The sequence below is a fragment of the Isoptericola sp. NPDC019482 genome, from assembly GCF_040632295.1.
GTDB lineage: Bacteria > Actinomycetota > Actinomycetes > Actinomycetales > Cellulomonadaceae > Isoptericola.
In genome coordinates, this window is record NZ_JBEYBQ010000001.1 from 233,331 (window position 1) to 254,412 (window position 21,082).

Annotated in this window: 25 protein-coding genes; 14 read left to right on the plus strand and 11 right to left on the minus strand. The window is 74.7% G+C overall.

Annotated features, from left to right (window positions below; translation table 11 throughout):
* The first annotated feature begins 4 nt into the window (after positions 1-4).
* Positions 5-1,219, plus strand: a complete 1,215-nt coding sequence (locus tag ABZ493_RS01055) for an MFS transporter (protein ID WP_430580318.1) — start codon at positions 5-7, stop codon at positions 1,217-1,219.
* On the opposite strand, the gene ABZ493_RS01060 is transcribed toward ABZ493_RS01055, so the two are convergent.
* Positions 1,173-1,604: a VOC family protein gene (locus tag ABZ493_RS01060; protein ID WP_430580319.1), complete on the minus strand. Its 432-nt coding sequence runs from the start codon at positions 1,602-1,604 to the stop codon at positions 1,173-1,175. The genes ABZ493_RS01055 and ABZ493_RS01060 overlap by 47 nt on opposite strands.
* 69 nt (positions 1,605-1,673) lie before the next feature.
* Here ABZ493_RS01060 and ABZ493_RS01065 point away from each other — a divergent pair, with 69 nt between their 5' ends.
* Entirely contained in the window at positions 1,674-2,729 is a 1,056-nt protein-coding gene (locus ABZ493_RS01065) for a YdcF family protein (RefSeq protein ID WP_430580320.1), read from the plus strand.
* Positions 2,730-2,733: 4 nt separating this feature from the next.
* Here ABZ493_RS01065 and ABZ493_RS01070 read toward each other — a convergent pair whose 3' ends face one another.
* On the minus strand, positions 2,734-4,224 hold the full coding sequence (locus tag ABZ493_RS01070) for an MFS transporter (RefSeq protein WP_430580321.1): 1,491 nt from the start codon (positions 4,222-4,224) through the stop codon (positions 2,734-2,736).
* Positions 4,225-4,309: 85 nt separating this feature from the next.
* On the opposite strand from ABZ493_RS01070, the gene ABZ493_RS01075 reads away from it, so the two are divergent.
* The 4 genes from ABZ493_RS01075 to glmS all read left to right on the plus strand — a co-directional run bounded on the left by ABZ493_RS01075 (position 4,310) and on the right by glmS (position 7,429).
* The gene (locus ABZ493_RS01075) at positions 4,310-4,786 is read left to right on the plus strand and encodes a MarR family winged helix-turn-helix transcriptional regulator (protein WP_430580322.1); all 477 of its coding nucleotides are present in this window, start codon (positions 4,310-4,312) and stop codon (positions 4,784-4,786) included.
* 169 nt (positions 4,787-4,955) lie between these two features.
* Entirely contained in the window at positions 4,956-5,201 is a 246-nt protein-coding gene (locus tag ABZ493_RS01080) for a DUF2180 family protein (protein WP_430580323.1), read from the plus strand.
* Between the two features lie 86 nt (positions 5,202-5,287).
* Complete coding sequence (locus ABZ493_RS01085) at positions 5,288-5,548, plus strand: hypothetical protein (protein WP_430580324.1); 261 nt, start codon at positions 5,288-5,290, stop codon at positions 5,546-5,548.
* Between the two features lie 42 nt (positions 5,549-5,590).
* Positions 5,591-7,429 (plus strand): glutamine--fructose-6-phosphate transaminase (isomerizing), encoded by a 1,839-nt coding sequence (gene glmS / locus ABZ493_RS01090; RefSeq protein WP_430580325.1) that lies wholly within the window; start codon positions 5,591-5,593, stop codon positions 7,427-7,429.
* A 33-nt stretch (positions 7,430-7,462) separates the two neighbouring features.
* On the opposite strand, the gene ABZ493_RS01095 is transcribed toward glmS, so the two are convergent.
* From ABZ493_RS01095 to ABZ493_RS01105, 3 genes are all read right to left on the minus strand, one after another.
* Positions 7,463-7,879, minus strand: a complete 417-nt coding sequence (locus ABZ493_RS01095; RefSeq protein ID WP_430580326.1) for a VOC family protein — start codon at positions 7,877-7,879, stop codon at positions 7,463-7,465.
* Between the two features lie 155 nt (positions 7,880-8,034).
* The gene (locus tag ABZ493_RS01100) at positions 8,035-8,628 is read right to left on the minus strand and encodes a hypothetical protein (protein ID WP_430580327.1); all 594 of its coding nucleotides are present in this window, start codon (positions 8,626-8,628) and stop codon (positions 8,035-8,037) included.
* Positions 8,629-8,732: 104 nt separating this feature from the next.
* Positions 8,733-9,980, minus strand: coding sequence for an MFS transporter (locus tag ABZ493_RS01105; RefSeq protein ID WP_430580328.1), 1,248 nt, complete (start codon positions 9,978-9,980; stop codon positions 8,733-8,735).
* 93 nt (positions 9,981-10,073) lie between these two features.
* On the opposite strand from ABZ493_RS01105, the gene ABZ493_RS01110 reads away from it, so the two are divergent.
* Positions 10,074-10,922, plus strand: a complete 849-nt coding sequence (locus tag ABZ493_RS01110) for a LysR substrate-binding domain-containing protein (RefSeq protein WP_430580329.1) — start codon at positions 10,074-10,076, stop codon at positions 10,920-10,922.
* Positions 10,923-10,931: 9 nt separating this feature from the next.
* On the plus strand, positions 10,932-12,224 hold the full coding sequence (locus ABZ493_RS01115; RefSeq protein ID WP_430580330.1) for an MFS transporter: 1,293 nt from the start codon (positions 10,932-10,934) through the stop codon (positions 12,222-12,224).
* On the opposite strand, the gene ABZ493_RS01120 is transcribed toward ABZ493_RS01115, so the two are convergent.
* Positions 12,193-12,549, minus strand: coding sequence for a metalloregulator ArsR/SmtB family transcription factor (locus ABZ493_RS01120; protein WP_430580331.1), 357 nt, complete (start codon positions 12,547-12,549; stop codon positions 12,193-12,195). The two genes, ABZ493_RS01115 and ABZ493_RS01120, sit on opposite strands and share 32 nt — an antisense overlap.
* A gap of 86 nt (positions 12,550-12,635) precedes the next feature.
* On the opposite strand from ABZ493_RS01120, the gene ABZ493_RS01125 reads away from it, so the two are divergent.
* A complete protein-coding gene (locus ABZ493_RS01125; RefSeq protein ID WP_430580332.1) occupies positions 12,636-14,054 on the plus strand; it encodes an FAD-dependent oxidoreductase in 1,419 nt (472 codons plus the stop codon).
* A 100-nt stretch (positions 14,055-14,154) separates the two neighbouring features.
* Here ABZ493_RS01125 and ABZ493_RS01130 read toward each other — a convergent pair whose 3' ends face one another.
* The 3 genes from ABZ493_RS01130 to ABZ493_RS01140 are packed head-to-tail and all read right to left on the minus strand — an operon-like array spanning position 14,155 to position 16,008.
* Positions 14,155-14,589 carry an arsenate reductase ArsC gene (locus tag ABZ493_RS01130; protein WP_430580333.1) on the minus strand — a complete coding sequence of 145 codons (435 nt, stop codon included), beginning with the start codon at positions 14,587-14,589 and terminating at the stop codon, positions 14,155-14,157.
* Between the two features lie 53 nt (positions 14,590-14,642).
* A complete protein-coding gene (locus ABZ493_RS01135) occupies positions 14,643-15,482 on the minus strand; it encodes a hypothetical protein (protein ID WP_430580334.1) in 840 nt (279 codons plus the stop codon).
* Between the two features lie 19 nt (positions 15,483-15,501).
* Positions 15,502-16,008 (minus strand): nucleoside deaminase, encoded by a 507-nt coding sequence (locus tag ABZ493_RS01140; protein ID WP_430580335.1) that lies wholly within the window; start codon positions 16,006-16,008, stop codon positions 15,502-15,504.
* Between the two features lie 85 nt (positions 16,009-16,093).
* Here ABZ493_RS01140 and ABZ493_RS01145 point away from each other — a divergent pair, with 85 nt between their 5' ends.
* Positions 16,094-17,494 (plus strand): FAD-dependent oxidoreductase, encoded by a 1,401-nt coding sequence (locus ABZ493_RS01145; RefSeq protein ID WP_430580336.1) that lies wholly within the window; start codon positions 16,094-16,096, stop codon positions 17,492-17,494.
* A gap of 2 nt (positions 17,495-17,496) precedes the next feature.
* On the opposite strand, the gene nhaA is transcribed toward ABZ493_RS01145, so the two are convergent.
* Positions 17,497-19,320, minus strand: coding sequence for a Na+/H+ antiporter NhaA (nhaA, locus tag ABZ493_RS01150; protein WP_430580337.1), 1,824 nt, complete (start codon positions 19,318-19,320; stop codon positions 17,497-17,499).
* A gap of 185 nt (positions 19,321-19,505) precedes the next feature.
* Between nhaA and rpmG the strand changes: the two genes are divergently transcribed.
* From rpmG to ABZ493_RS01170, 4 genes are all read left to right on the plus strand, one after another.
* Positions 19,506-19,673: a 50S ribosomal protein L33 gene (gene rpmG / locus ABZ493_RS01155; RefSeq protein ID WP_079573907.1), complete on the plus strand. Its 168-nt coding sequence runs from the start codon at positions 19,506-19,508 to the stop codon at positions 19,671-19,673.
* Positions 19,674-19,717: 44 nt separating this feature from the next.
* Positions 19,718-19,996 carry a type B 50S ribosomal protein L31 gene (locus ABZ493_RS01160; RefSeq protein ID WP_430544734.1) on the plus strand — a complete coding sequence of 93 codons (279 nt, stop codon included), beginning with the start codon at positions 19,718-19,720 and terminating at the stop codon, positions 19,994-19,996.
* The gene (gene ykgO, locus ABZ493_RS01165; protein WP_430580338.1) at positions 19,993-20,115 is read left to right on the plus strand and encodes a type B 50S ribosomal protein L36; all 123 of its coding nucleotides are present in this window, start codon (positions 19,993-19,995) and stop codon (positions 20,113-20,115) included. The genes ABZ493_RS01160 and ykgO overlap by 4 nt, the downstream gene beginning before the upstream one ends.
* 133 nt (positions 20,116-20,248) lie before the next feature.
* On the plus strand, positions 20,249-20,560 hold the full coding sequence (locus ABZ493_RS01170; protein WP_429730805.1) for a DUF1330 domain-containing protein: 312 nt from the start codon (positions 20,249-20,251) through the stop codon (positions 20,558-20,560).
* Positions 20,561-20,697: 137 nt separating this feature from the next.
* Here ABZ493_RS01170 and ABZ493_RS01175 read toward each other — a convergent pair whose 3' ends face one another.
* Positions 20,698-20,985: a UBP-type zinc finger domain-containing protein gene (locus ABZ493_RS01175; protein ID WP_430580339.1), complete on the minus strand. Its 288-nt coding sequence runs from the start codon at positions 20,983-20,985 to the stop codon at positions 20,698-20,700.
* Positions 20,986-21,082 lie beyond the last annotated feature (97 nt).

A 21,082-nucleotide genomic window follows, 5' to 3' on the forward strand; every position in this document is an offset into this window, starting at 1 on the left:
CCGCATGCCCGACCAGCTCCGCCGTCGCCTGTCGCTGTTCTCGCTGACCCTGCTGGTGGGCCTGGGCATGTCGTCCTGGATCACCCGCACGCCCGACGTCCGGGACGCGCTCGGCGCGTCGACCGCGGGGATGGGGCTGGTCCTCTTCGGGCTCTCCGTCGGCTCGATGACGGGCGTGCTGTCGGCGGGCCCGGTCGTGCGACGCCGGGGCGCGAGGCCCGTGATCCTGGTCGGCTCCCTGCTGGTGGTGGCCGGCGTCGCGGTCATCGGCGCGGCCGCGGCCGCGGGCCTCGCTGCGGGCGCGTTCGCGGGCCTGCTGCTCGTCGGGCTGGGCGGCGGGCTCGGCGAGATCGGCCTCAACATCGAGGGCGCGGCGCTCGAGGTCGAGAGCGGGCGCCCGGTCCTGCCCGCGCTGCACGGCAGCTTCAGCCTCGGCACCGTCGTCGGCGCCCTCGTGGGCATCGCGCTCACGGCGCTCGACTTCCCCGTCGTCTGGCACCTGCTCGCGATGGCGGCCGTCATGGCCGCGCTCGTGGCCTGGGCGATGCCGGGGATCCCCGCGGGCACGGGACGGGAGGCGCCGGAGGCCCGGGCGGCCGGCGCCCCGCGCGAGCGCCGACCCAGCGTGTGGCGCGACGGGCGCCTCGTGCTCATCGGCGTCGTCGTGCTCGCGATGGCGTTCGCCGAGGGCGCCGCCAACGACTGGCTGCCCCTGCTCATGGTCGACGGCCACGGGATGTCGGCCACGCACGGCTCGCTCGTCTACGCCGGCTTCGCCGCCGCGATGACGGTGGGCCGGTTCAGCGGCGGCCCGGTGGTCGAGCGGTTCGGCCGCGCCGCGGTGCTGTCCGTGAGCGCGGTGTGCGCCATCGCCGGCATCCTCGCCGTGGTGTTCGCGCCGAGCCCGGTGGTGGCCGGGGTCGCGGTGGCGCTCTGGGGCCTGGGGGCGTCGCTCGGGTTCCCGGTCGCGATCTCCGCGGCGGGCGACGACCCGGAGCGCGGCGCCGAGCGGGTGAGCGCCGTCGCCACCAGCGGGTACCTCGCGTTCCTGGTGGGCCCGCCGCTGCTCGGCTTCCTCGGCGAGCACCTGGGGCTGCGGCTCGCGATGCTCGCCGTCGTCGTGCTGCTCGTCGTGGCGGTCTTCGCGGCCCGCGCGGCGACGCCCCGGCCGGTCAGCCTTCCCGAGCGGCCAGCACCGCAGCCCGCTCGGCCTCGCTGAGCAGGATGCAGAACTCGTTGCCCTCCGGGTCCGCGAGCACCACCCAGCCGCCCTGCCCGTCCGGGCTGCGGAGGTCGGCGACCTGCGTGGCGCCGAAGGCGAGCAGGCGCTCCACCTCCTCGGCCTGCGTGCGGTCCGTGGGGCGCAGGTCGAGGTGACCGCGGTTCTTCACCGTCTTGGGCTCCGGCACCTCGATGAACAGGAGGCGGCCGTGGCTCTCGGCGGGCGCGTCGTGGCCGGCGGGCGGCACGATCATGCACTCCTCGTGGCCGGGCAGGTTCGGGTCGCCCGGCACGTCGACGTAGCCGAGCACCTGCTTCCACCACTCGGACTGGGCATAGGCGTCGCGGGCGTCGAACGTCGTGTGCGAGATGCGTGAGGTCATCCCCGCATCGCACCACGACGACGCCCTGCGGTCCCGGCAATTTCGCGCCCGCGCACCTATCCTGCGGGCGTGAGTGCCGAGGTCAACGCCACCGCCTGGTCCGTCGTCGCGTCGGCGGTGATCTGCGGCCTGTGGGTGGCCTGGCTGGTGCACTCGCTCCGGGTGGACCGCCGCCGCCTGCGCAACGGGTTCCTCGTCCTCGCCGTGGTCTACAGCGGGGTCGGCCTGCTCTGGCAGCTTGTCGCGCTGGTGCCCGGGGGCTCGACCGCCATGGGGTGGGTCAGCTTCCTCCTGTTCGGTGTCCTCGTCCTGGGTCTCCTGGTGCTGCCCGTCCTCCTGGTGGTCAACGGGCTGACGATGGTGCGCCGGGAGCGCCGCAGCCTGGGGAACCTGCTGTCCCTGCTGGTGGGTATCGCGATGCTCGCTGCGCCGTTCGTCGTCGTCGCCCCGTTCGTGCTGCAGGTGCCCTGGACCCTGGGGCTCGTCGTCGGGCTGGTGATGGGCACGGCGTGGCTCGGGTTCGTGTTCCTCGGCTTCGTCACGCAGACGCTGCTGTACCGGCGGTACGCCGAACGGGTGCCCGCGCACGGCGTCATCGTGCTGGGCTCGAAGGTGGTGGGCGGCCGGGTGCCGCCGCTGCTCGCGGCCCGCCTCACCACGGGGCGGGCAGCGGCCGAGCGCCTCGGGTCCGACGGCGTCCCCGTGCCGATCGTCCCGTCCGGGGGGCAGGGCTCCGACGAGGTCCGCCCGGAGGGCGTCGCGATGGGGGAGTGGCTCGTCGACCGCGGCGTGCCCGCCGACCGCGTGCTCGTGGAGGACCGGGCGCGCACCACGCGCGAGAACCTCACCCTCGGCGTCGCCGTCCTGCGCGAGCACGGCACCGAGGGCCCGTACCTCCTGGCGACGAACAACTACCACGCCCCGCGCGCCGCGATGGAGGCGATGGACCTCGGCCTCGACGTGCACGCGGTGGGCGCCCCGACCGCGGGGTACTTCTTCCCCAGCGCGTACCTGCGCGAGTTCGTCGCGGTGCTGCGCCGCCGCCCCGCGGTGCACGGCGTGGTGGCGGCGGGCATCGTCGTCGTGGTCGCCCTCGTGACCCTCGTCGCGGTCGCGGGGTTGTAGGGACTCAGCCCACCAGCGCGGGCTCGTCGTCGGCGTCCGGGACGGCGGCCAGGTGCCGGCCCTCCTCCTGCCCGGTGCGCTGCCGGGGGATGCAGAGCACGATCGCCGCGCCCACGGCGGCCGCGACGGCGCCGATGACGAAGCAGAGCTGGAACGCGCCGCCGGTGGGGATGGGCGGAGTGCCGGGCGCCAGCACCGTGGTCTGGCTGGTGAGCACGATCGCCATCACCGCGCCGGCCACGGTGGTGCCGATGGAGCGCATGAGGCTGTTCAGCCCCACGCTCGCGGCGGACTCCGCGGCCGGCACGTTGTTGAGGATGAGAGTGGGCATCGCGGCGTACCCGATGCCGACGCCGGCGGACGCCACGCACGAGGCGAGCATGAGCTGCCACGGCGCGTCCATGAGGAAGACGGCGACGACGTAGCCGAGCGCCAGCACGCCCGCGCCGATCGCCATGGTGCTGCGGCCGCCGAGCCGCGTGAGCAGGCGCGACGAGACCGGCGTGAAGAGCATCATCATGAGGCCCGCCGGGGCCATCCACAGGCCCGCCTCGAGGATGGTCTGGCCCAGGCCGTAGCCGGTGGCCTCCGGCATCTCGAGGAGCTGCGGCACGACGATGGACTGCGCCATCATGCCGAACCCGATGAGGACGGCGGCGAGGTTGGTGAGCAGCACCGGACGGCGGGCGGTGGTGCGCAGGTCGACCAGCGGGTCGTCGTGACGCAGCTCGTACCAGCCCCACAGCAGCAGGACGACGACGCCGCCCACCACCATGCCGAGGGTGCTCACGGAGCCCCAGCCCCAGTCGTTGCCCTTGGACACGCCGACGAGGACGCCGACGAGGCCGATGGCCAGCCCGATCGCGCCGACGACGTCGAGGCGGCCGGGGTGGGCGTCGCGCACGTGCGGCACGACCGTCGCGGTGAGGGCCGTCATGACGACGGCGAGGACGACGGAGACCCAGAACAGCATGTGCCAGTCGAAGTCCTGCGCGATCCAGGCGGCCAGCGGCAGGCCGAGCGCGCCGCCGACGCCGAGCGTGGCGCTGACGCCCGCGACCGCGGTGTTGCGCAGGTGCGGCGGCGCGATCTCGCGGACCATGCTGATCGCGACGGGGATATAGCCCATCGCGATGCCCTGCAGCACACGGCCGACCAGGACGGGGCCCACGGAGTCGGAGACCGCGCAGACCAGCGAGCCGACCACCAGAACGGCGGCCGAGACGACGAGCACCGGCTTCTTGCCGTAGAGGTCGGCGAGCCGGCCGGTCACCGGCATGGCGACGCCGCCGCCGAGCAGCGTGGCCGTGACCACCCACGACGCGGTGCTGGCGGAGGTGGACAGCAGCTCGGGCAGCTCGCTCTGGATCGGGATGACGAGCGACTGCATGAGCGCGGCGCAGAGGCTGCTGAAGCAGACGACCACGACGACGGCGATCGCCCGCCGGTCGGTGCGCGGCGGCGCGTCGGGGGCGGGGGACGGGGAAGAGCTCACGGCACACCTCGGGATGTGTAACTTACATAAGACCGTGTGTATGCTACCTGCATATCGACCAGCGTCAACCCCCGAAGGGATCCCGATGCCGACCGTGACACCGTCGTCCGCGCCGTCGCCCTCGCCGTCCGACCCTGCTGGGCTGACCGACGACCGCCGGGTCGCGGGCCTGCTCTTCCGGCTCGACCTCCATCGCCGTCTCGCGGAGCACCGCAGCCCGCTCGGCACCGCCGACGGTCGCCTCCTGTGGCTGCTCTCCGACGGCCGGCCCCGCACGCTGCGGGAGATCGCCGAGGCGCTGCGACTCGAGCAGTCCACGGTCAACCGTCAGGTCAACGGGGCGCTCGCGGCCGGGCTGCTGCGCCGGTTCACCGCGCCCGGCCGGTCGGCCCGCCTCCTCGAGCCGACCGAGGAGGGTCTCGCTCGGTTCGAGGAGGCGACCGGTCAGGCGCTCGGCGCCTACGCCGACGGCCTCGCCGTGCTCGGCGCCGACGCGGGCGCGTTCCTCGACCAGCTGGAGCGGTTCGCGGACGCCTACGGGGATGCCGTCCGGGAGTCGTGACGCATGCTCCTGGTGTGACCCAGGTCACCGCGAGCGGGTGGGCGCCGTCCTACCGTGGACGCATCGATTGGATCACCGCGGGGCCGCCGACGGCCCGGCGCTGACGCCCGCCGACCCCTCGACCGGCGCCCGCAGGGCAGGCCGCGACCCGTGGGGAAGGAGGAGTGCGATGAACTGCTACGAGTGCGCCACGCGTGACCGTCGGGAGACGGTGGCGGTGGCGAGCTGCTCCACGTGCGGCGCCGGAGCCTGCCTGGATCACGTCCGGGTGGGGGCCGCCGTCGTCCACGAGCACTCGCCCGGCAACCCGGCCGACTACAGGCTGCCGGGGCGTCGGCTCTACGACGTGACCTGCGCACCGTCGGGATCGGTGACGCCGCAGGAGGCCGCGGCGGGCATGGAGCCGGCGACCTGACGCGGTCGTCGACGCAGTACGCCCAGATCCTGCCCGATTTCGGGCAGGATCTGGCATGTCAGGGGCGAGGGGCGCATGATGTCCCGGTGACCGACGCCGATCTCGTCGCCCGCATCGCGACCTCCACGGGGCTCTCCCCGGCGGAGGCGGAGCGCGTCGTCGAGGACGTCCTCGCCTGGTACCGCGAACCGGCCGAGGACTACGTGCGTCGTCGGCACGCGTCGCTGCGCACCTACGGGCGCCGCAACGAGGAGATCTACGCGCAGATCGCCGCCGAGCTGCGGGAGCGCCTCGTGGCAGCCCCGGAGCTCAGCGAGCGTCAGGTCCGCCGCGTCATCTACGGCTGAAGAATCTACGGCTGAACATCAACGGCTAGGAGCAACCACCCCATGTGCGGAATCGTCGGCTACGTCGGCCCCCAGCAGGCAGCCCCCGTCCTCGTCGAGGGCCTCACGCGGCTGGAGTACCGCGGCTACGACTCGGCCGGCATCGCCGTGCTCAACCCGCGCTCGACCGCGCACCCGTCGCGCGTCGTGCGGGCCAAGGGCCGCGTGCGCGACCTCGAGGCCGCGCTGCCCGCGCGCCTCGCCGGCACCGTCGGCATCGGGCACACCCGCTGGGCGACGCACGGTGAGCCGAGCGAGCGCAACGCCCACCCGCACACCTCGTTCGACGGCCGCGTGCACGTGGTGCACAACGGCATCATCGACAACTTCCACGCGCTGCGCTCGCGCCTCACCGCCGACGGCGTCGAGCTCACCTCCGACACGGACACCGAGGTCATCGCGCACCTCGTGGCGCGCGAGCTCGCGGCCGGGCAGGGCTTCGAGGACGCCGTGCGCGCCGCCGTCACGCAGATCGACGGCACGTACGCGCTCGCGGTGACCGACGTGCAGAACCCGGACCGGATCGTCGTCGCGCGCAACGGCTCGCCGCTGCTGCTCGGCGTCGGCGACGGCGAGATGTTCGTCGCCTCGGACGCCGCGGCGATCGTGCGCCACACGAGCCAGGTCGTGCTGCTCGACGACGGCGACTTCGCGTCCGTGACGGCGGACGGCTTCCGCACCTTCACCAACGACGAGGAGCACACGGCACGCGACGCCGTCACGATCGACCTCACCGTCGAGGAGCTGGAGCTGGGCGGCCACGCCCACTTCATGCACAAGGAGATCCACGAGCAGCCGGAGACCGTGGAGCGGATGCTGTCCGGCCGCCTCGACGACCGGTTCGGGACCGCCAAGCTCGACGGCCTGAACCTCGACCCGCGCCAGCTGCGCCGGTTCACCCGCGTGAAGATCCTCGGCTGCGGCTCCGCGTACTACGTGGGCCAGCTCGGGGCGTCCATGATCGAGGACCTGGCGCGCATCCCGGCCGACGCCGAGCCCGCGAGCGAGTTCCGCTACCGCAACCCGATCATCGAGCCCAGCACCCTGTACGTGGTGGTCAGCCAGTCCGGCGAGACCGCCGACACCCTCTTCGCCGTCCGCGAGGTGCAGCGCAAGGGCGGCACCGTCGTCGGGCTCGTCAACGCCGTCGGGTCGTCGATCGCCCGTGAGGTGGACGGCGGCATCTACCTGCACGCCGGGCCCGAGGTGGCGGTCGCGTCGACCAAGGCGCTCACGCACATGGGCGTCGGGTTCGCGCTGCTCGCGCTGGCGCTGGGCCGCGTGCGCGACCTGTCGTTCGCGGACGGCAAGCGCATCATCGCCGGCCTGCGGGCGATCCCCGGGCAGATCGCGCAGATCCTGGGCGACGAGGAGGACCTGTCCGCCGCGGCGAAGGAGCTCTCCGAGGCGCCGAGCCTGTTCTTCATCGGCCGCGTGCGGGGCTACCCGGTGGCGCGCGAGGGCGCGCAGAAGTTCAAGGAGATCACCTACCGGCACGCCGAGGCGTACCCGACGAGCGAGCTCAAGCACGGGCCGCTCGCGCTCATCAGCCCGGAGCTGCCGACGGTCGCGATCATGCCCGCCGACGACCTGCTGGAGCGCAACATCACCGCCGCGCAGGAGATCCGCGCCCGTGGCGGCGCCGTCGTCGCGATCACGCACCCGGGCGTCGAGCTCGGCGACGCCGCGACGGCGCGCATCGAGGTGCCGCGCAACGAGGTGGAGCTCGACCCGATCCTGCTGACGATCCCCACCCAGCTGCTCGGCTACCACGCGGCCGTCGCCCTCGGCGAGGACGTGGACCGGCCGCGCAACCTCGCGAAGTCCGTCACCGTCGAGTGACGACGGCGGCGGGGAGGTGCGGCAGGTGGCGGCTCAGCCGCCGACCTCGTCGAGGAGCTGCCGCACCCCCTCGCCGTCCATCAGCCCGATGACGTTGCCCGCCGGGTCGGTGAACCAGGCGCCGTCGCCGCCCTCCATGAAGCCGCGGGCGACGCCCTTCTCGTCCTGGTCGAAGCCCTCGTAGCGCTCGAGCGTGACGCCCTTCGCGACGAGGTCGTCCACCACGGGATCGACGTCGTCCACCGCCAGGTGGAAGACGGTGAACGCCGCCGGGGTGTGGTCCTCCTTGGGGTACACGAACACCGGGGAGCTCGTGTCGAGGTGGAGCACCAGGCCCATGCCCTCGTCCAGGGTCGTGACGCGGAGCCCGAGGGTGTCCGCGTAGAAGCTGCGTGCCGCGTCGAGGTCGTCCACCGAGAAGCTGGAGAACCCGCGCCGAGTCGTGACCATCGCCGTTCCACTCCCTTGTGACCGCCGGTCCCCGGGCGTGGGGAGCCGCCACGAGGGTGCCGGACCTCTCCAGGATCCGTCCGTCGTCCCGTCCACGCCGCTGCCCGGACGACCGGGGGCGGGTGAAGTTCGGCCGGCCCGTGGCGTCGTCCCGGTCACGCCGGGTCGGGCTGGTCCTCGATCTGCACGGCCTTGAGCTCCGGGGTGAACGCGAACAGGGCGCCGTCCTTGGCGCCCACCCACCAGCCGCCGCACTGCAGGGTGGCGTCCTGCTCCTGGCCGGCGGTCCACCACCCCGCCTCGAGCGTCGAGTCCGTGCGGTAGTCGTCGGCGGTCAGGGTGCCGCGCGCGGGCTTCGGCACGAGCGGGTGGTCGGCGTCGACCGACGTGCAGTCGGTCGGCAGGGACGTGACGTCGGCGTCCATCGTGAGGATCACCTCGTCGCCGGTGGTGCGGAAGACGCCGCGGACGTCGGAGGCGTCGTCGGGCACCCAGGAGGGCAGCCCCTCGTCGGCCTTGCCGTCCACGCCGCTGTCGTACGTGAACGCCTTGGTGTGGCCGGCGCTCCGGTCCTGCAGCGCCTCCGAGATGGCGCCGCACGCCGTCGTCGTGACGGTGACGACGGAGGCGAGCGCCAGCACGCCGACGCCGCGGTAGCGGCGCACGGGCGACGTGGTGACGGCCGAGACGTCGGCGCGGTCGGCACGGTGGGTGCTGCGGTGGTCGTGGTGGTTCTCGTGCTGCGTCATGTCCACGACGCTACGAACGCGCAGGTGGCGGCGTCGTCGGCCCCGGAGCGGAACCTCGCGGGCGGCGCGTACGACCCGGGGAGGACGCCGGGCTCAGGGCCGGCTCAGGGGTTCACCCGAGGCGGGCGGTCGAGGTGAGCGGCGACCGCGGCGGCGGTGACGGCGACGGCGGTGGTGGCGGTCGCCGTCCCGACCACGCCCGCCCAGCCGGCGTCCTCCCAGACGTGCGTCGCGACCGCGCCCATGACGGCACTGCCCACGTAGTACGCGAACAGGTACGCGCTCGAGGCCTGCGCGGTGCCGCGGCCTTGCCGGTGCGCGCGGTCCACGGCCCAGCCGCTGACCAGGGAGTGCGCGCAGAAGAAGCCGACGGTGAGGATGCCGAGCCCGGCGACGACGGCCACGACGGAGGTCGGCACGGTCACCGCGACCCCGACGCCGAGCAGCACCAGGCCCGCGACGACGGCCGGGCCGCGCCCGCGCCGTCGGGCCAGGAGCTGTGCGACGGACGGCGTGACGATCCCGACCGGGTACGCCAGGTACACCAGGGTCACCGCGTGCCCGAGCGAGAACGGCGGCGCCTCGAGCCGGAACGCGACCGCGTTGTACACGCCGACGAACGTGCCCATGCTCGCGAAGCCGACGGCGCACAGCAGTGCCACGACCGGGTCGCGGAAGGCCGACGCCGTGCCCGTCAGCACGCCGCCCAGCCGCAGCGGCCGGGGCGTGAACCGGGCCGAGCGCGGCACGAGCGCCCACAGGGCGACGGCCGCGAGGAGCGTCGTGACGCTCAGCACCTCGGTGGCCAGCGGCCACCCGCCGAGGGCGGCGAGCGGGCCGGGCACCAGCCGCCCGACGGCGCCGCCCACCGCGGTGCCCGCGATGTACGCCGCGTTGGCGCGGGCGTGCGCGCCCGGGTGCATCTCCTCGCGCAGGTAGGCGAGCGCGACGGCGGGCAGGCCGGCCAGCGCGACGCCGGCCAGCCCGCGCAGCACCAGCAGGCTGCCCCAGGTGGGCGCGAACGCGCTCGCGAGCCCCAGCACGCCCGAGGCGAGCAGCGACCAGCGCATCACCTCGACCCGCCCGAACCGGTCCGCGACCGGGCCGACCGCCAGCAGCGCGACCGCCATCGCCGCCGTCGTCACCGACAGCACCTGGGCGGACGCGCCCGCCGAGACGTCGTAGTGCGCGGCGACCTGCGGCAGCAGCGGCTGCACGTAGTAGAGCAGCGAGAAGTTCGCGAGCCCGCCCGCGGCCAGCCCCAGCAGCGTGCGGCGGTACGCCCGCGACCCGGGGCGGTGGCCCTCGAGCGGGGTTGTGGTGCGCGTCGGCGCGGGCGGGGCGGCGGTCACCGGTCCACGATGCGCCGGTCGTTCCGATGCGCCAAATGATCCGGACGCGGGTTCTGATGCCAGAATCGCATCTAGCCTGACGGAGGGACGGACATGGACGAGCAGACCCTGCGGGTGTTCCTGTCGCTGTGCGAGACGGAGAGCACCCGCGACACCGCGGCGCTGCTGCGGGTGGACCAGTCGACGGTCTCCCGCACGCTGGCGCGGCTCGAGGCGGGGCTCGGCGTCGAGCTGTTCCGCCGGCACGGGCGCCGCATCGCGCTCAACCGGGCCGGCGTGAGCTTCCGCGGCGACGCCGCGCGCGTGCTCGACGAGATCGAGGTGGCTCGCCGGCACGTGCGCCAGGAGGCGCTCGGCGCGCGCACCGTGCGGCTCGGCTTCCTGCAGTCCGTGGCGCGGTGGCTGGTGCCGCGCGTCGTGACCGAGCTGCGTCGTGACGACCCGGACCGCCGCTTCGAGCTGCGCCAGGGCTTCGCGCAGGACCTGTTCGGCTGGCTCGACGACGACGTGCTCGACCTCGCGCTCGTCACGCCCCCGCCGCCCACCCGCACCACGGGCTGGCGGCTGCTGCACGAGCAGGTGCTGTGCGTCGCCGTCCCGCCGGGGCACCGGCTGGCCGGGCGCGCGGGGGTCGGTGTGGACGACCTGGCGGGGGAGCGGTTCGTCGCGTTCTCGCGGACCACCGAGCTGCGCGGCGTCGTCGAGGGCATGCTCGGCACGGCCGGCGTCGAGGTGGAGGTCGCGTTCGAGTCCAGCGAGGTCGACACCATCCGCGGCCTCGTCGCCGCGGGGATGGGCGTGGCCGTGCTGCCCCGGCCCGAGCGGCCCGACGCCGCCGACCCCGTCTACGTACCGCTGGAGCCGCGGACCACCCGGAGGCTCGGTGTGGCCTGGCCCGACCGGTCACGCATCCCCGCGGTGGCGCGGACGGTCACCGGGTAGGTTTTCGCCGTGAGACCCGAGCCCCGCGACGCGCCGACCCCCGAGGCCGTGGCGTCCCTGCAGCGCCGCACGCTGACCGTCGTCGTCGCGAGCCAGGTGCTCGGCGGCGCAGGGCTGGCGGCGGGCGTCACGGTCGGGGCGCTCCTCGCGCAGGAGATGCTCGGCAGCGACCGCCTCGCGGGCCTGCCGACCATGCTGTTCACGCTCGGCTCGGCGCTCGCGGCGTTCCTCGTCGGGCGGATCACGCAGCGGGCGGGACGCCGGGTGGGCCTGGGGCTGGGCTTCGCCGCGGGCGGCCTGGGCGCCGTCGGCGTGGTGGTGGCCGCGGCCCTCGGCGCCGTCCCGCTGCTGCTCGTGTCGCTGTTCGTCTACGGGGCGGGCACGTCCACCAACCTGCAGGCCCGGTACGCGGGCACCGATCTCGCCGCCCCGGACCGCCGCGCGACGGCGGCCAGCGTCGCGATGGTGTCCACCACGCTCGGGGCCGTGGCGGGGCCGAACCTCGTGGAGCCGCTCGGCGTCCTCGCGACGTCGTTCGGGCTGCCCGCGCTCGCGGGCCCGTTCCTGCTCGCGGCCGTCGCCTTCCTCGCCGCCGGCGGCACGCTGTTCGTCTTCCTGCGGCCCGACCCGTTCCTCGTCGCGAAGGAGCTGGCCGAGGCCGCGGACGGCGCGGTCGACGGGGTGGTCGACGGCGCGCCGGCGGGGACGGACGGGGCTCCGGACGGCGCGCGGCGCACCGTGCCGGCGGGCGTCGTCGTCGGCGCGACGGTGATGGTGCTGACGCAGATCGCGATGGTCGCGATCATGACGATGACGCCCGTGCACATGCGCGGCCACGGCCACGACCTGGCCGACGTCGGCCTGGTCATCGGCATCCACGTGGCGGCGATGTTCCTGCCGTCGCTGGCCACGGGCGTGCTGGTCGACAAGGTCGGACGGGTGCCGATGGCGGTCGCGTCCGGCGTGACGCTGCTGCTCGCGGGGATCACCGGCGCCGTCGCGCCGGGCGACTCGATGGTGCTGCTCGTGCTGTCCCTCGCGCTGCTCGGGCTCGGGTGGAACTTCGGCCTCATCGCGGGCACGGCGCTCATCGTCGACGCGACGACGCCCGCCACCCGCGCCCGAACCCAGGGCACGGTCGACGTGCTCATCGCCCTCGCCGGCGCGGGCGGGGGCGCGATGTCCGGCGTCGTGATGGCCGGGTCGAGCTACGCCACCCTGGCGCTCGGCGGCGGCGTCCTGTCGCTGCTGCTGATCCCGGTGCTGTTCCTCACGCGCCGGTCGGCGCCGTCTCCGGCGTGAGCGTGGACAACGAGGCGACGACGCCGTCGACGGCGCCCGGCACGGCGCGGTAGTACGCCCAGCGCCCGCGCTGCTCGCGCTCGAGCAGGCCCGCCTCGACGAGGATCTTGAGGTGGTGGCTGACGGTGGGCTGCGACAGCCCGACCGGCTCGGTGAGGTCGCAGACGCACGCCTCGTGGCCCTCGTGCGCGGTGACGATCGACAGCAGCTGCACGCGCGTCGGGTCGGCGAGGGCCTTGAACGTGCGGGCGAGGTCGCGGGCGCCGACGACGTCCACGGCGGGCGTCGTGCCGCCGCAGCAGCCGGCGTCGTCGGTCGTGGTCATGCGACCCATCTTGCCACGCATCGAAGAACGTGGATACGTTGCTCCCTGGGTGTTATCGACGTTCATCGATACGAGGGAGTCCGGAGATGGTCGAGACGGTGCGGGACGAGCTGCCGGTGGTCGTGATCGGCGCGGGCCCCGTGGGGCTGGCTGCGGCGGCGCACCTGCTGGAGCGAGGGCTCGAACCAGTGGTGCTGGAGGCCGGCGCGGGCGCGGGCGCGGCCGTCGCGTCGTGGGGGCACGTGCGCCTCTTCTCGCCGTGGCGGTACGACGTCGACGCCGCGGCCCGGCGACTGCTGGAGCCCACCGGGTGGGCGTCGCCCGACCCCGACGCCCTCCCGACCGGCCGCGAGCTCGTCGACGGCTACCTCGCCCCGCTGGCCGCGACGCCGGAGATCGCGTCCCGGCTGCGCACCGGGACCCGCGTGCTCGCCGTCGCGCGGGACGGCGCGGACAAGACGCGATCGCTCGGTCGGGAGCGCCGCGGCCACCGCGTCCGCACCGTCGACGCCGACGGCCGCGTCTCCGACGTCCTCGCCCGCGCGGTGATCGACGCGTCGGGCACGTTCGGCACCTCGAACCCCCTCGGCGTCAGCGGCCTGCCCGCCGCCGGCGAGGCCGAGGTCGCGCCCTTCGTCACCGGGCCGCTGCCCGACGTCCTCGGAGCGGACCGCGACCGGTTCGCCGGCCGGCACACCCTGGTGGTCGGCATGGGCCACTCCGCCGCGAACACCCTGCTGAGCCTGGTGGAGCTGTCGGAGACGTCGCCCGGCACCACCGTCACGTGGGCGATCCGCGGCGGCTCCGCGCGCCGGCTGTTCGGCGGCGGCGCCGACGACGAGCTGCCCGCCCGCGGCCTGCTGGGCACCCGCCTGCGCGAGGCCGTCGACGCCGGCCGCCTCCGTCTGCTGACCCGGGTCTCGATCGAGCAGCTCGCGCCGGGGGAGGGCATGGTCCAGGTGCGCGGCACCGCCAAGGACGAGCCGCTGGCCCTGGACGTGCACGCGATCGTCAACGCCACGGGCTTCCGCCCCGACCTGGACATGCTGCGCGAGGTCCGCCTCGACCTCGACCCCGTCGTCGAGGCGCCGAGCGCGCTCGCCCCGCTCATCGACCCGAACCAGCACTCGTGCGGCACCGTGCCGCCGCACGGAGAGCAGGTGCTGCGCCACCCGGACGACGGCTTCTACGTCGTCGGCATGAAGTCCTACGGGCGCGCGCCCACGTTCCTGCTGGCCACCGGGTACGAGCAGGTGCGCTCGGTCGCCGCCGCGCTGGCCGGCGACCGCGCGGCCGCCGACGCCGTCGAGCTGGACCTGCCCGCCACCGGCGTCTGCTCCAGCGACCTGGCCCTGGGGGCCGACGGCGAGTCGTCCGCAGGGTCGTGCTGCGGCACCGCGCCGGTCGAGCCGCAGCTCGTCACCCTCGGCGTGGGCGCCCCCGCCGGGGTCGGTTTCGCCTCCGGCGTCGCCCACGGGCGGTCCGGCGACGACGACAACGCCTGACCAGATCACCTGACGCCACCGCCCCCTTCGAGCAAGGGATCCGTACCGTCAAACGTGCTCTTGGCGGTACGGATCCCTTGCTCGAAGGGGGCGTCGGGGGTCAGTGCGCGACCGGGTCGACGCCGAGCGAGGCGAGCAGCGCGAGGACCCGGCGCCGGATCTCGTCGCGGATGGGGCGCACCGCCTCGATCCCCTGCCCGGCGGGGTCGTCGAGCTCCCAGTCCTCGTACCGCTTGCCGGGGAAGAGCGGGCACGCGTCTCCGCAGCCCATCGTGATGACGACGTCGGAGGCCCGGACGGCGTCGGTCGTGAGGACCTTGGGCTGCTCGGCCGTGATGTCGATGCCGGACTCGGCCATCGCCTCGACGGCGACGGGGTTGATGCGGTCGGCGGGCATCGAGCCGGCGGAGCGGACCTCGACCGCGCCGCCCGACAGCACCTTCAGGAAGCCCGCGGCCATCTGGGAGCGGCCGGCGTTGTGCACGCAGACGAACAGGGCGGACGGCCGGGCGCCGTCGTCGGGGAGGGTGGACATGCCCTCATATTGATCGACGTCGATGCACTCCGCAAGGAGCCGGTGCTCGAGCCTCAGGACTCCGGCTCCACGGGCCCGTCCTCGCCCACGGCGGCCTCGCCGCAGGTGGTCTCCTGCGCGGTGACGACCACGGGGTCGTCGGGGCCGGCGTCGGTGGCGACGGTCGACTCGTCGCCGTTCGACGCGTTCAGCGCGGCGTCGTCGAGGTCGACGAAGGTGCGCTCGACGGTGAAGGAGCTGCCGTCGGCGGACGTCGCGTTCAGGCCAGCGAGGCGCAGGTCCCCGTCGACCTCCGTGCACCCGACGCCGGTGCCCTGGCCGGTGAAGCCCTTGTCGAACGTGTAGGGCGCGCCGGCGAGGTTCTGCGTCGCGGCGAGGTCGCAGTCGGCGGCGGAGAAGAGCAGCACCTCGCGGCCCGTGTCGACGAGCGCGATCGGGGTGGTGCCGTCCCCGGCCGCCACGACGTTCACGACGGCGGACGCGCGCTGCGGGCTCGCCGAGTCGATCGCCGCCGAGAACGTGGCCCCCGACGCCGTCGTGATCCCGAAGCGTCGCTCGGCGCCAGCGGTGAGCCACGCGGTGTCGGCCGCGCCGTCGCCGTCCACGTCGACGACCTCGTGCGTGTCCGCGCCCTCGGGGGTGCCGTCGTCGGTCTCCGCGCAGCCCGCGGCGCCCGTCGTCGTGGGCGACGAGGAGGGGTCGGGGGAGGTGTCGTGCGTCGCGGTCGCGGTCGCGGTGGGCGACGGCGACGCGGCGGTCGCGCCGTCGCCGCCGCCGTCGCGCACCACGAGCCAGACGGCGACGGCGAGGACCACGACCGCGGCGAGCACCACGACCCGCCAGGTCCAGGGGTTGCGGGCGGGAGCGGGGCCGGGGGTGGGAGAGTCGCTCATGCTCCCCAGGCAAACACCGTCAGGCGGGGTCGCGCACGCCGTGCAGGCGGGCGTGCAGGGAGCGCACCTCGTCGGCGAGCGCCGGGGCGGGCCCGCGCGTGGCCACTCCGGGCGCGACGTCGCCCACCGCCAGCGGGGTCACGGGGCCGGGCGCGACGCCCCACTCCTGCAGCCACGCGGTGAGCTGGGCGGTGCTCGAGGCGTAGACGATGGGGCCGAGGCCCACCCAGGCGTGCGCCGCGCTGCACATCGCGCAGTGCTCGCCGGACGTGTACGCGGTGGCGCCCGCCCGCTCCTCGGGCGTGAGGTGGGCGGCGGCCCAGCGGGCGATCTCGAGCTCGGGGTGGCGGGTCCGGTCGCCGCCGGCCACGCGGTTGCGGTCCTCGAACACGACGGTGCCGGCCGCGTCGACGAGCAGCGAGCCGAACGGCTCGTCCCCGTCGTCCAGCGCCTCGCGGGCGAGGTCCACGCAGCGGCGCAGGTGCGGCAGGTCGGCGTCGGTCACGGCCTCAGTTTGGTATCCCATATATCCATCCTCTCGCACCCGCCGCCCGGCGCGACGGACCGCCACGGCCTATCGTCCGTCGGAGCAGCCGATCGAAGGAGCCCGGATGAGCCAGGACCAGACCGTGACGACCCTCGACGCCGACCTCGCGGTGATCGGCTTCGGCAAGGGCGGCAAGACCCTCGCCGGCACGATGGCCCGGCGTGGGCAGCGCGTCGTGCTGGTCGAGCAGTCCGCGCGGATGTACGGCGGCACCTGCATCAACATCGGCTGCGTGCCCACCAAGGCACTGGTGCACGAGGCGCAGACGCCGGACGCGGCGCTCGACGACGAGACCCGCTACGCGCGCGCCGTCGGGCGCACCGCGGACCTCACGTCCCTGCTGCGCGGCAAGAACCTCGCCATGCTCGACGCGCTCGACACGGTGACGGTCGTGACCGGCCGGGCGCGGTTCACGGACCCGCACACCCTCGAGGTCAGGGCCGGCGACGACACCCTGCGCGTCACCGCCGCCGCGATCGTCGTCAACACGGGCGCCGACCCGGTGCTGCCGCCGGTGCCCGGGCTGCGCGAGAGCGCGCACGTCGTGACGAGCACGCAGCTCCTGGAGCGGCCGCGGCGCCCGGCGCACCTCGTCGTGCTGGGCGGCGGGTACGTCGCCGTCGAGTTCGCGTCGATGCACGCCGCGTTCGGCGCCCGCGTCACGGTCGTCGCCCGCGGGCCGCGCCTGCTCAGGGGCGAGGACCCGGACGTCGCCGCCGAGGCCACCGCGATCCTCGTCGACTCCGGCGTCGAGGTGCTCACGGACGCCACGGTGACGGGGGTGCGCGACGACGGCGCCGAGGCCGTGGTCGCCTACGAGGACGCCGCCGGGCAGGACGGCGAGCTCCGCGGCGACGTCGTGCTCGCCGCGCTCGGCCGGGCCCCGCACACGGCCGACCTGGACCTGGCCGCCGCGGGCGTCGAGACCGACGTGCGCGGCGCGGTCGTCGTGGACGAGCACCTGCGCACGACCGTGCCGCACGTCTTCGCCGTCGGCGACGTCAACGGCGGCCCGCAGTTCACCTACGTCTCGCTCGACGACTACCGCATCGTGCTCGACCAGCTCGTGGGGGACGGGACGCGCTCCACGGCGGACCGCCGCGCGATCGCCTCGGCCGTGTTCATGACCCCGCCGCTGGCGCGCGTCGGCCTGACGGAGACCGAGGCCCGCGCGACCGGCCGGCGGCTGCGGGTGGCGACGCGGCGCGTGTCCGACATGGCCACCGTCCCCCGGGCCCGGATCGTGCACGACACGCGCGGGCTGATGAAGGCGGTCGTGGACGCCGACACGGACGAGGTGCTCGGCGTGACCATGCTCAGCCACGACGCGCACGAGACGATCAACATCGTCGCGCTCGCGATGCGCCTCGGCGCCACCGCCGGCCGGCTGCGCGACGAGATCTACACCCACCCGTCGATGACGGAGGCGCTCAACGACCTCTTCGGCGCGCTGCCGCCGGACTGATCTCAGGACCGCCGGCGCAACGCCGGGTCGTCCTCGTTCGCCTCCAGCGCGGCGATGAGCGTGCGCGCGTCGTGCGGGCCGCGGTGCCGGACGCCGTCGAGGAAGAACGTCGGCGTGCCGCGAGCCCCGGACGCCGCGGCGCTCGCCTCGTCCGCGCGGACCCGGGCGTGCAGGGCCTCGTCGGTCAGGTCGGCGTCGAACCGCTCGAGGTCGAGGCCGATCGTGGCGGCGTACCCGCGCAGGTCGTCCGGCTCCAGCCGGGACTGGTGGGCGAACAGCTCGTCGTGCATCTCCCAGAACCGGCCCTGCCGGTGCGCGGCCTCGGCGGCGACGGCCGCGAGGTAGGCGTGCGGGTGCACGTCCCGCAGCGGCAGGTGCCGCACGACGTACCGCACCCGGTCGCCGAAGTGCTCGCGCAGCTCCGCGCCCATCCCGGTCGCACGGGCGCAGAACGGGCACTCGAAGTCGAGGTACTCGACGACGGTGTGCGCGGCGTCGACGTCGCCCTTCGCGTGGTCGCGGTCGGGGTCGACGGCGGGGGAGAGCGTGACGGGCAGGTCGGCGCTCGCCTCGCCGTAGCGCACGCGGGCGACGGTGAAGATCGTCCAGCCCAGGAGGGAGGACAGCACCATCGCGATGAGGATGCCGACGGTCGCGGCCTGCCCGGCGGGCGTGCCGTCGAACGCGAGGTCCACCACCAGCAGCGACACGGTGAAGCCGATGCCGGACAGTGCCGCGCCGCCGAGCACGCTGCCCGGGCCCACGCCGTCGGGCAGGCGGCCGAGCCCGGCGCGGACCGCGCCCCACGTGCCCAGCCCGATGCCGACGAGCTTGCCGACGACCAGGCCCGCCACGACGCCCCACGTGATCACCGACCCGAGCGCCGCGCCGAGCGCGCCGCCGCGCAGGTCGATCCCCGCGTTGGCCAGGGCGAACAGCGGCACGACGACGAGGGACACCGGCCCGCGCAGCACGTCGTGCAAGCGGTGGTTGACCGAGATGGACCGGGCCAGCCCGACGCGGGCGTTGCGCGCCACGCTGGCGCTGGGCGACTGCCAGTAGTCGCGGAACAGGCTCTTGGCCTGCAGCACGTCGTCGCGCCGGGTGGCGACCGCGGGCACGAGCAGCCCGGCGAGCATCCCCGCGATCGACGGGTGCACGCCGGCCTGCACGGTCGCGCCCCACAGCACCACGACGACGAGCACGTACGGCGAGCTGCGCCACTCGCGCATCCGGCCCAGCAGCCACAGCACGCCGAGCGCGGCGAGCGCCACGAGGAGCGGCGCGAGTCGCACGTCCTCGGAGTAGACGACGCCGATGATGCCGACGGCGAGGAAGTCGTCCACCACGGACAGCGTGAGCAGGAAGACGCGCAGCTGGCTCGACATCGCCGGCCCGACCAGCGCGAGCACGCCCAGCAGGAACGCCGTGTCGGTGCCGACGACGACGCCCCAGCCGTGCGGGTCGGCGTGGCCGGCGACGGCGAGGAAGACCAGCGCGGGCACGATCACCCCGAGCGTGCCCGCCACGAGCGGCACGAGGCGCGAGCTGCGCTGCCGCAGCGACCCGATCGCCAGCTCCTGGCGCACCTCGAGGCCGACGACGAAGAAGAACAGCACCATGAGGCCGTCGTTGACCCAGTGGTGCAGGTCCATGTCGAAGCGCAGGTCGCCGACGTCGACGTGGATCGGCAGCTCCCACAGGTGCTCGTACCAGCCGGACAGCGGCGAGTTGGCCCACACGAGCGCCAGCAGCGTGACGCCCACGAGCAGCAGGGCGGCCCCCGACTCGGTGCGCAGCCGTTCCGCCAGTGCGCGTGCTGCCATGCGTGTCTCCCGTCGGTGGTGGTGCGGGCCCGCGAGGAGCGTACGTCGCTCCCGGCCCGCCGGCCGTCGGGGGCAACGTCGCCCGACGGACCGGGTGTTCCCGGGAATGCCCGAGGGGTGTCGTGGGTTGTGACCACACGGCAGGTGAGAATCGTTCTCACCGCGACCGCCTGAGGAGCAGCCGGATGGCCACCCGCACGGACCTGCGCCCGATCGTCAAGCTCCGCTCGACGGCGGGTACGGGCTTCACGTACGTCACCCGCAAGAACCGCCGCAACGACCCCGACCGCGTCGTGCTGCGCAAGTACGACCCCGTCGTGCGCCGGCACGTCGACTTCCGCGAGGAGCGCTGACGGCGGAGCCCGTCGCCCACCCACCGGTGAGAGGAGAACCCACCATGAAGCAGAGCATCCACCCCACCTACGGCCCCGTCGTCTTCCGCGACACCAGCGCCGGCACCGCGTTCCTCACGCGCTCCACGCTGGCGGGCGACGCCGCCTCCGGGCCCGGCCGCCCCGCCCGCACGATCGAGTGGGAGGACGGGAACACCTACCCCGTCGTCGACGTCGAGATCTCGGCCGCCAGCCACCCGTTCTGGACCGGGGCCGCGCGCGTCGTCGACACCGCGGGCCGCGTCGAGAAGTTCCGTCGCCGCTACGGGCAGGGCGCCCGATGAAGGTCCGCGCCTCGCTGCGGTCGCTGAAGCGCCTGCCCGGCGCCAAGGTCGTCCGCCGCCGCGGCAGGACGTTCGTCATCAACGAGCAGAACCCCCGGTTCAAGGCCCGCCAGGGCTGAACCGGGGGTTCCCCCAGCGCACGACCCCGCCCGACGACGTCGTGCAGGTCCCGGCGCGCCTCGCGCGCGCCGTGCGCCGGGGAGCGCCCCTCGCCTGACAGGATCGTCCGCACGACGAGAGAGAAGGTGGACGATGGCGATCACCCTGTGCGTGCTGCTGTGGGCGGCCGACGGCGAGGCCCCGGCGCTGGCCGACTACGAGACCGAGGTGCTGGCGCTGGTGCCGCGGCACGGCGGGCGGGTGCTGCACCGCGTGACCAACGTGGCGCACACCGACGACGCGGCGCACGGCGCCGTCCAGCCCACCGAGGTGCAGCTCATCGAGATGCCCGACGAGGAGGCGCTCGCGGACTTCATGGCCGACCCCGACCGCGAGGCCCGGCTCGACGTCCGCGACCGCGCCATCGCGCGCACCGAGATCCTGCGCGTGCGTCCCGTGGGGTGAGCGCACGGGTCGGTACGCCTTCGACACGCCGGAACGGTTCGCGCCGAGCCGCACCTCCGTGGCGGTGCGCTGGGCCGGATCCGGCGTCGCGCCGGGTGGGGCGCGCGCGGTTGAGCGAGGTATCGAGCGCGGCGCCGTCAGCGCCCCTCGGGCATCTCCCGGCCGGGCACCAGCACCTCGTCCACGAAGCACCAGCCCCAGTGCTCGCCGGGCTCGATCGACCGCATCACCGGGTGCGCGGTGCCGTGGAAGTGCGCCGTCGCGTGCTTCGACGGCGACGAGTCGCAGCACCCGACGTGCCCGCACTCGAGGCAGGCGCGCAGGTGCACCCAGGTGCCGCCGGCGGCCACGCACTCGGGGCACGCTCCGGTGGTCTCGGGGGCGACGGGGGCGATCCGGTCGAGGTGCTCGCAGGTGCTCGTCATGGCGCGTCCCTCTGTCGTCGGGTGCTCGGTGGGCTGGCATCGGTGCGACTGCGAGTCTAGGGAGCCGCCCGGCGCGCTGCGCTCCGGGCAACCGGCT

Excerpts from the sequence above, each read along its gene's own strand:
- ABZ493_RS01055 (WP_430580318.1), top strand. The coding sequence starts at position 5 with ATGCCCGACCAGCTCCGCCGTCGCCTGTCGCTGTTCTCGCTGACCCTG.
- ABZ493_RS01060 (WP_430580319.1), bottom strand. The coding sequence starts at position 1,604 with ATGACCTCACGCATCTCGCACACGACGTTCGACGCCCGCGACGCCTAT.
- ABZ493_RS01075 (WP_430580322.1), top strand. The coding sequence starts at position 4,310 with ATGCCGACCGTGACACCGTCGTCCGCGCCGTCGCCCTCGCCGTCCGAC.
- ABZ493_RS01080 (WP_430580323.1), top strand. The coding sequence starts at position 4,956 with ATGAACTGCTACGAGTGCGCCACGCGTGACCGTCGGGAGACGGTGGCG.
- glmS (WP_430580325.1), top strand. The coding sequence starts at position 5,591 with ATGTGCGGAATCGTCGGCTACGTCGGCCCCCAGCAGGCAGCCCCCGTC.
- ABZ493_RS01095 (WP_430580326.1), bottom strand. The coding sequence starts at position 7,879 with ATGGTCACGACTCGGCGCGGGTTCTCCAGCTTCTCGGTGGACGACCTC.
- ABZ493_RS01100 (WP_430580327.1), bottom strand. The coding sequence starts at position 8,628 with ATGACGCAGCACGAGAACCACCACGACCACCGCAGCACCCACCGTGCC.
- ABZ493_RS01110 (WP_430580329.1), top strand. The coding sequence starts at position 10,074 with ATGGACGAGCAGACCCTGCGGGTGTTCCTGTCGCTGTGCGAGACGGAG.
- ABZ493_RS01120 (WP_430580331.1), bottom strand. The coding sequence starts at position 12,549 with ATGACCACGACCGACGACGCCGGCTGCTGCGGCGGCACGACGCCCGCC.
- ABZ493_RS01125 (WP_430580332.1), top strand. The coding sequence starts at position 12,636 with ATGGTCGAGACGGTGCGGGACGAGCTGCCGGTGGTCGTGATCGGCGCG.
- ABZ493_RS01130 (WP_430580333.1), bottom strand. The coding sequence starts at position 14,589 with ATGTCCACCCTCCCCGACGACGGCGCCCGGCCGTCCGCCCTGTTCGTC.
- ABZ493_RS01135 (WP_430580334.1), bottom strand. The coding sequence starts at position 15,482 with ATGAGCGACTCTCCCACCCCCGGCCCCGCTCCCGCCCGCAACCCCTGG.
- ABZ493_RS01140 (WP_430580335.1), bottom strand. The coding sequence starts at position 16,008 with ATGGGATACCAAACTGAGGCCGTGACCGACGCCGACCTGCCGCACCTG.
- ABZ493_RS01145 (WP_430580336.1), top strand. The coding sequence starts at position 16,094 with ATGAGCCAGGACCAGACCGTGACGACCCTCGACGCCGACCTCGCGGTG.
- nhaA (WP_430580337.1), bottom strand. The coding sequence starts at position 19,320 with ATGGCAGCACGCGCACTGGCGGAACGGCTGCGCACCGAGTCGGGGGCC.
- rpmG (WP_079573907.1), top strand. The coding sequence starts at position 19,506 with ATGGCCACCCGCACGGACCTGCGCCCGATCGTCAAGCTCCGCTCGACG.
- ABZ493_RS01160 (WP_430544734.1), top strand. The coding sequence starts at position 19,718 with ATGAAGCAGAGCATCCACCCCACCTACGGCCCCGTCGTCTTCCGCGAC.
- ykgO (WP_430580338.1), top strand. The coding sequence starts at position 19,993 with ATGAAGGTCCGCGCCTCGCTGCGGTCGCTGAAGCGCCTGCCCGGCGCC.
- ABZ493_RS01170 (WP_429730805.1), top strand. The coding sequence starts at position 20,249 with ATGGCGATCACCCTGTGCGTGCTGCTGTGGGCGGCCGACGGCGAGGCC.
- ABZ493_RS01175 (WP_430580339.1), bottom strand. The coding sequence starts at position 20,985 with ATGACGAGCACCTGCGAGCACCTCGACCGGATCGCCCCCGTCGCCCCC.